Source organism: Endozoicomonas sp., assembly GCF_031844845.1.
In the GTDB taxonomy this organism is placed as follows: domain Bacteria; phylum Pseudomonadota; class Gammaproteobacteria; order Pseudomonadales; family Endozoicomonadaceae; genus Endozoicomonas.
This window is the reverse complement of the sequence record NZ_JAVRMB020000239.1, coordinates 1-6,294: the sequence shown is the minus strand read 5'-3', so window position 1 is coordinate 6,294 and position 6,294 is coordinate 1. Positions and strand designations below refer to the sequence as shown.

The window sequence follows — 6,294 nt, the reverse complement described above, 5'->3', positions numbered from 1 at the left end:
TCATCCAAAAGCTGGATTTACCCTCAATAGTATTGTCTGCATCACTTGGACTCAGGGATGGTTAATACTGATGATGATTGAGTTGTCAGTTTTTATAGCCAATCAGGTTTTATTGGATTTTAACATTGTGGCTGTCCTATTCTATTTCTTCGCTATTTCTTCAAGGGGAAACCCTGTTTATTGATGCCCGGCAGATGGGATCTATGGTGAGCCGCACCAACAAGGAACTGACTACGGAGGATATTGCTGAGATTACCCGTACTTATCATGCCTGGCGGGGAGAATCCGGTAATGGTGATTACGAGGATATAGCGGGATTCTGCAAGGCGGCCACGCTGGAAGAGATTAAAGCCAACGATTATGTGCTGACACCGGGACGATATGTGGGTGCTGCTGAGATTGAAGACGATGGTGTTTTGTTTGAGACCAAAATGCAGGCGCTGAGCCAGACCCTTTACCAGCAAATGCAGGATGCGGAAAAGCTGGATGGGGTAATTCGTCAGAATCTGGAGGTGTTGGGTTATGGTAAATGATTGGAAAGAGGTATCTCTCACAGATATTTATGAGATACGTTCTGGCTTGTCTAAACCTGCTAAGGATTTTGGCCCAGGTTATCCATTTCTTTCTTTTAAAGACGTTTTCTATAACTTCTTCGCTCCAGACGAGCTTTCTCAGCTGGTACAGTCGAATGAGAAAGAGCGCATCGGTTGCTCAGTTAAAAAAGGCGATGTTTTCTTAACCAGAACCAGCGAAACAATGCATGAATTGGGAATGAGTTGTGTTGCTCTGAAGGACTATGACAACGCAACTTTCAATGGTTTTTGTAAGCGGCTAAGACCGAAAGACAGTAATAATGCTGTACCTGAGTATGTAGGTTATTACCTGCGTAGTCAGAAGTTTAGAAACGAGATGCTGGCATTTTCAACCATGTCCACTCGTGCGAGCCTGAACAACGAAATGATCAGTAAGCTGAAGATTTCACTGCCATCAGTTCAAGAACAGGAATTTATAGCCCACGTACTAAAGACTCTCGACAACAAAATCCAACTCAACCGCCAAACCAACCAGACTCTCGAAGCCATGGCGCAAGCCCTGTTTAAAAGCTGGTTTGTGGATTTTGATCAGGTGATCGATAACGCACTGGCGGCGGGTAACGAGATTCCTGAGCCTTTGCAGGCACGAGCTGAACAGCGCAAAACCCTTTATGAAGGCGACGCTCTTTTGGCCTCTCGTATAGAAAAAGCGCCTGCACCACTGCCAGAACATATACTCCAACTGTTCCCGAGCAGCTTTGTCTTTGATGCTGATATGGGGTGGATTCCTGAGGGGTGGGAAATTAAAACTATCGGGAATATGCTTGATCTCGCCTACGGAAAGTCTCTACCTGCAACAAACCGTGAGCCCGGACCATTCCCTGTGTATGGTTCTGGTGGAGTTAGCGGATACCACAAAGAGGCAATATGTAACGGTCCAGGTGTAGTTGTTGGTCGTAAGGGTACAGTTGGCTCCGTTTATTGGGTATCACAGGACTTCTTTCCGATAGACACTGTCTTCTATGTAAAACCTAAAGTTAAGATGCCACTCTTCTGGGTTTTTCAGAAGCTTTCCCATATGAATATTGCAACATTAAGTGCAGACTCAGCTGTGCCTGGGGTTAATCGTAATGCGATTTATACAATAAAATGGGTGATACCTTCGGAGCAAGTACTTGAAGAATATTTCGAATTACTGTCACCAACTATCAAAAAACAAACTGAATTGAGTGTTCAAAATGAAAGCTTAGTTAAAATCCGAGACACCCTACTCCCCAAACTAATCTCCGGCGAACTCCTGCTACCTTCAGAATCAATGGAAGCCCAACAACAAACCGAAGCCGCCGTCGCCTGAGGACAAAATATGACCGATCAACCCGGCACCCACCTCGAAAGCACTGTGAACCCGACCCTGTTACAGGCCATCCGAGGTGTCCTGGGGCAGGCGCGTACCCACCTGCAACAGACTGTGAATCACACCATGGTTCAGACGTACTGGCAGGTGGGGCAGCTGATTGTCGAAGAAGAGCAGCAGGGTGAAAAACGGTCTGAGTATGGCAGGCAGCAGCTTAAAGCACTGTCACAGCAATTGACGGCGGAATTCGGCAAGGGCTTTGACACCAGCAATTTAAGTAATATGCGCCGGTTTTATCTGGCTTTTCCAATTTATGACGCAGTGCGTCATAAATTGAGCTGGACCCATTATCGCCGCCTGATCCGTATCGACAACCCGCAGGCACGAGCCTGGTATATGCAGGAAGCCATAGAGCAGAGCTGGAGCGCCCGGGCACTGGATCGACAGGTGAGTAAACTCTATTACGAAAGGCTGCTTTCCAGCAAAAACAAGCACCCTGTTCAGCAGGAAGCAGGGCAGGAGGCCAGAAAGCTGAAAGCTCGTCCGGAAGATTATCTGCGCGACCCTTATGTGCTGGATTTTCTGAACCTCCCCTGTGAATCCCTGCTGGAAAACAAACTGGAACAGGCGCTTATTAACAATTTGCAGAAATTCCTGCTGGAACTGGGCAAGGGGTTTGCTTTTGTTGGTCGGCAGCAACGCATCAGCACAGAAGACCAGGATTTTTACATTGACTTGGTCTTCTATAACTTCAAGCTCAAGTGCTTCCTGCTGATTGACCTGAAACTGGGCAAACTCAGCCATCAGGATGTGGGGCAGATGGATACTTATGTGCGTATCTACGACCAGCACCGCAAAGGCGATGATGATAATCCAACCATCGGCCTGATCCTGTGCAGTGAAAAAAGTGAAGCCGTGGCGAAATATTCAGTGCTGACCGACAGCAGGCAACTGTTTGCCTCCAAATATCTGACCTGTCTGCCCAGTGAGCAGGAATTACAAGAGCAACTCCAGCGTGAGCGTACGGCATTGCAGGCAATCGAGAATGAAGGTGAATAATCCGGGTGGTCCGGAAGATTCCCCGGGAAGACCATGAAGTTCACAGAAGAACAGCTTGAAAAAGCCATTATTCAATTACTCGGGGAGCAGGGATACCCTTATGTTCCCGGTTCTCAAATCCATAGATCATCAGATGACGTTCTTATTAAAGAGGATCTGCGCCGCTACCTGGCTCAGCGTTATCAGCCGGAGGAGATTACCGAAGGTGAGATTGACACGGTCATCCGACAGCTGGAAACCCTGCCCGCCAGTGATCTGTACGACAGCAATAAACAGTTTTGCCAGTGGCTTTCTGATGGTTTCCTGCTCAAGAGAGAGAAACAGGCAAAGGCCAGTGCAGCGGAACAGAAAGACCTTTATATTCAGCTGATCGACTTTCCTGCTACAGACGATGTTCGCACTGAGCTCAGAGCTTGTCGAAGAGTCGACGTGAGCGATCATCAGAACCCTGTCAGCAGGCTTTCCTCTACACTCTTCGACTCCGCTCAGGGTGAACGAAGATTCAATCATGACCAGAACCTCTACAAACTGGTCAACCAAATGGTAATCGAAGGGCGGGAAACCACCCGCATTCCCGATGCCATTTTATACATCAATGGTCTGCCACTGGTGGTGTTCGAGTTCAAAAGCGCCATCCGTGAAGATGAAGCCAGCCTCCACGATGCCTATGTGCAACTAAAAATCGGGGTCAGGTCTTTCTTCTTGAACAACTATCGTCGCAGGTTACTATTTGCGATATGAAAAACCTGACTATTCCGATTTTAAGCTGAAAATCAAAAACCGATTTGTATCTTTCAAGAAGAAAGACCTGACCCCAGCTTTTCAAGATTTCATATGCACGATAAAAGTCCGGATCACAGATTTCTCCGATTACGAGAATCGGACATAAAACCGCATAAAACCGGGGTCACGCATAAAACCGGGGTCATAAAACCGGGGTCAAAACCGGGGTCAGGTCTTTCTTCTTGAATAACCATCGTCGTAGGTTACTATTTGCGATATGAAATACCTGACTATTCCGATTTTAAGCTGAAAAATTATAACCGGTTTTTAGCTTTCAAGAAGGAAGACCTGACCCCAGTTTTTTCTTTCACGGCAAACACGGGTGATGTTCATAGAGCCTTCCCATTCTCAGGCTTCGCCTGTCGCGAACAAGACCCAACCCCGCCATGAGTTGTAATGTCCGATGAAAACACTATCAAGACAATCAGACATACAATTTAGCGGATAATGTATATCTGTAGTCTTATAGCACAGATAACATAAGAAGAAGTAATGCGGGGTAGGGTCTTGGAATTTTCATAACTGCACGATGAAAGACCTGACCCCGGATTTTTCGTTATTAATTTCGGATATACCCATCCAAATGTTCGATTACATATGACCAACCACTTATTTATTCATATATATCCATTCTTTCCTCCCCCTCACCAAACTTTTCATAAACTTCATTCTTCATTTTTTTCAGCTCATCATCAGTAAAAATCGATGAATCGTTCATTTTCTGATGAAAGGCTTTGATACCTTTGTTAGATGGAACTCCATCCACATACATCTCCATACTGAATGGATGCCGTGAGGTATTACCTTCATTTTTCCTAGATTCTTCCAATGGATTGAACTGCTTGGTCATTATCGATATTAAATCACTTTGGTATGTTAAAATTATACGTTCTAAACTATTTTTGAATTCAGTCATTTGACTGCTGGGTATTCCTTTGTCATATATATTAACCTTATCGGCATAGAATCCTAACTTTTCTTTTGCTAGCTTTAGCATTGCTGGGTCTAGCTCATTATAACCATCTTTCAAGCTGTTATATCTAATAGCAAAGGTAGTAAAGGACAAATCATCATTGATTTCTGTTTTTTCGTCAAGATCAAGTTCTAATATCAGGTTCAACGTTCCGGGATCTAGATTTCCAGTTGTATTTTTTGATAAAAGCAAAGATTTATGTTTTCCGTCTATTATGTGAACATTTTTGTCATACTCCATCAACGACCGATTGTCAGGTTTAATATAAATGGACCTTTTAAATTCTGAATATTCAATATTAAATGTCTTTTTTGCAGTTTCAGATAGATTTAATTTTACCGTCAGATAGATAGGCTCTCTGGTAATTGATGAAAAAAACTCTGTTTTTGCCAAGAGTACAAGGATTTCATCAAACTTACCTTCTAGTCCATTAAAGTACCTGCATTTTTTTTCATTGATAACCTTTTGATAAATATCTTTTAAACTTTTGTAGTAGATATCATCACCAAAAGGATCAACGGCGAGTAGTTTGTTAAATAAATCCCCATTGTATTCAGTTTTATCATCTATAAATATTGATCGCAAATTTCTCAAAGACTCTGATGGCTTCTCGTCGGCAATTCCAGGTTTGGATGTAGCGTTGATATTTTCACCCAAGAAATTCGTGAAATTTTTTAATATTTTGATGCGATGCTCTTTGCCTAATTGTTGTAACTTGCCAAAAAGAACATCAAAGTTATCAACTGTTTTGTCACGTAAGGTTTTTGTTATAGAAGGCTTCAGCCCTTTTAAATATTTTGTTTTAACGAGGTAACACGTAAAATTTCTCGTTTCTCCATTTTTAAAATCATCTTCTAAATTAGCTTTGATCTGAAGTACATCAAAATACTGTTGGTCAGATTGTGTGATAGTTGATTGAATGGGGTTTTTTAACATTTTTTAAGTACCATTTAATAAGTAGTTAATCATTTGTATTTCATTGTTTCTGACAGATAGTTCAGTAAAAAGTTCCAAGCATTGTTCAAGAGATGGCTTAGTCCTGAAAATCAGTGTCAGGTCTTTCTTGCGACAGGCTAAGCCTGAGAATGCAATCAGGGAATAGGGAATAATTAAAAAAATAATTAGAAAAAATAAAAAATAATTAGAAAATAATTAGAGAAATAATTAGAAAATAATTAGAGGAAATAATGAAATAATTAGGAAATAATTAGAGGAAATAATTAGGGAAATAATTAGGACACCCATAAACTGGACTTTCCAAATATCTATTCTACTTTTCTCCTGAACCCATTTTATTCCTGACAGGAGAACCCATGACCAACCCACGGCGAAATCTGATCGATACGGCGGGTACACACTACTATCATTGTGTCGCTCGTTGTGTCCGCGAAATAATTAGAAATAATTAGGACACCCATAAACTAAAATAATTAGGACACCCATAAACTGGACTTTCCAAATATCTATTCTACTTTTCTCCTGAACCCATTTTATTCCTGACAGGAGAACCCATGACCAACCCACGGCGAAATCTGATCGATACGGCGAGTACACACTACTATCATTGTGTCGCTCGTTGTGTCCGCCGGGCG

Annotated in this window: 6 protein-coding genes; 5 read left to right on the top strand and 1 reads right to left on the bottom strand. The window is 42.6% G+C overall.

The features are described from left to right. The 5 genes from RM811_RS12810 to RM811_RS12790 form a co-directional block, all read left to right on the top strand. On the top strand, positions 1 to 184 hold a 184-nt coding region (locus RM811_RS12810; RefSeq protein WP_402524825.1), incomplete at its 5' end, for a hypothetical protein. A 19-nt stretch (positions 185 to 203) separates the two neighbouring features. Beyond that, entirely contained in the window at positions 204 to 533 is a 330-nt protein-coding gene (locus RM811_RS12805) for an N-6 DNA methylase (RefSeq protein ID WP_402524823.1), read from the top strand. Beyond that, on the top strand, positions 523 to 1,887 hold the full coding sequence (locus RM811_RS12800; protein ID WP_402524821.1) for a restriction endonuclease subunit S: 1,365 nt from the start codon (positions 523 to 525) through the stop codon (positions 1,885 to 1,887). The genes RM811_RS12805 and RM811_RS12800 overlap by 11 nt, the downstream gene beginning before the upstream one ends. Positions 1,888 to 1,896: 9 nt before the next feature. Then, positions 1,897 to 2,946 (top strand): YhcG family protein, encoded by a 1,050-nt coding sequence (locus RM811_RS12795; protein ID WP_402524818.1) that lies wholly within the window; start codon positions 1,897 to 1,899, stop codon positions 2,944 to 2,946. Positions 2,947 to 2,979: 33 nt separating this feature from the next. Beyond that, positions 2,980 to 3,687 carry a type I restriction endonuclease gene (locus tag RM811_RS12790; protein ID WP_402524816.1) on the top strand — a complete coding sequence of 236 codons (708 nt, stop codon included), beginning with the start codon at positions 2,980 to 2,982 and terminating at the stop codon, positions 3,685 to 3,687. A 655-nt stretch (positions 3,688 to 4,342) separates the two neighbouring features. Here RM811_RS12790 and RM811_RS12785 read toward each other — a convergent pair. Continuing rightward, on the bottom strand, positions 4,343 to 5,638 hold the full coding sequence (locus RM811_RS12785; protein WP_402524814.1) for a hypothetical protein: 1,296 nt from the start codon (positions 5,636 to 5,638) through the stop codon (positions 4,343 to 4,345). Between the last annotated feature and the right edge of the window lie 656 nt (positions 5,639 to 6,294).

What these genes read in the sequence shown, in the direction of transcription:
- RM811_RS12800 (WP_402524821.1), top strand. Translation starts at nt 523, where the DNA reads ATGGTAAATGATTGGAAAGAGGTATCTCTCACAGATATTTATGAGATA.
- RM811_RS12790 (WP_402524816.1), top strand. Translation starts at nt 2,980, where the DNA reads ATGAAGTTCACAGAAGAACAGCTTGAAAAAGCCATTATTCAATTACTC.
- RM811_RS12785 (WP_402524814.1), bottom strand. Translation starts at nt 5,638, where the DNA reads ATGTTAAAAAACCCCATTCAATCAACTATCACACAATCTGACCAACAG.
- RM811_RS12795 (WP_402524818.1), top strand. Translation starts at nt 1,897, where the DNA reads ATGACCGATCAACCCGGCACCCACCTCGAAAGCACTGTGAACCCGACC.
- RM811_RS12805 (WP_402524823.1), top strand. Translation starts at nt 204, where the DNA reads ATGGTGAGCCGCACCAACAAGGAACTGACTACGGAGGATATTGCTGAG.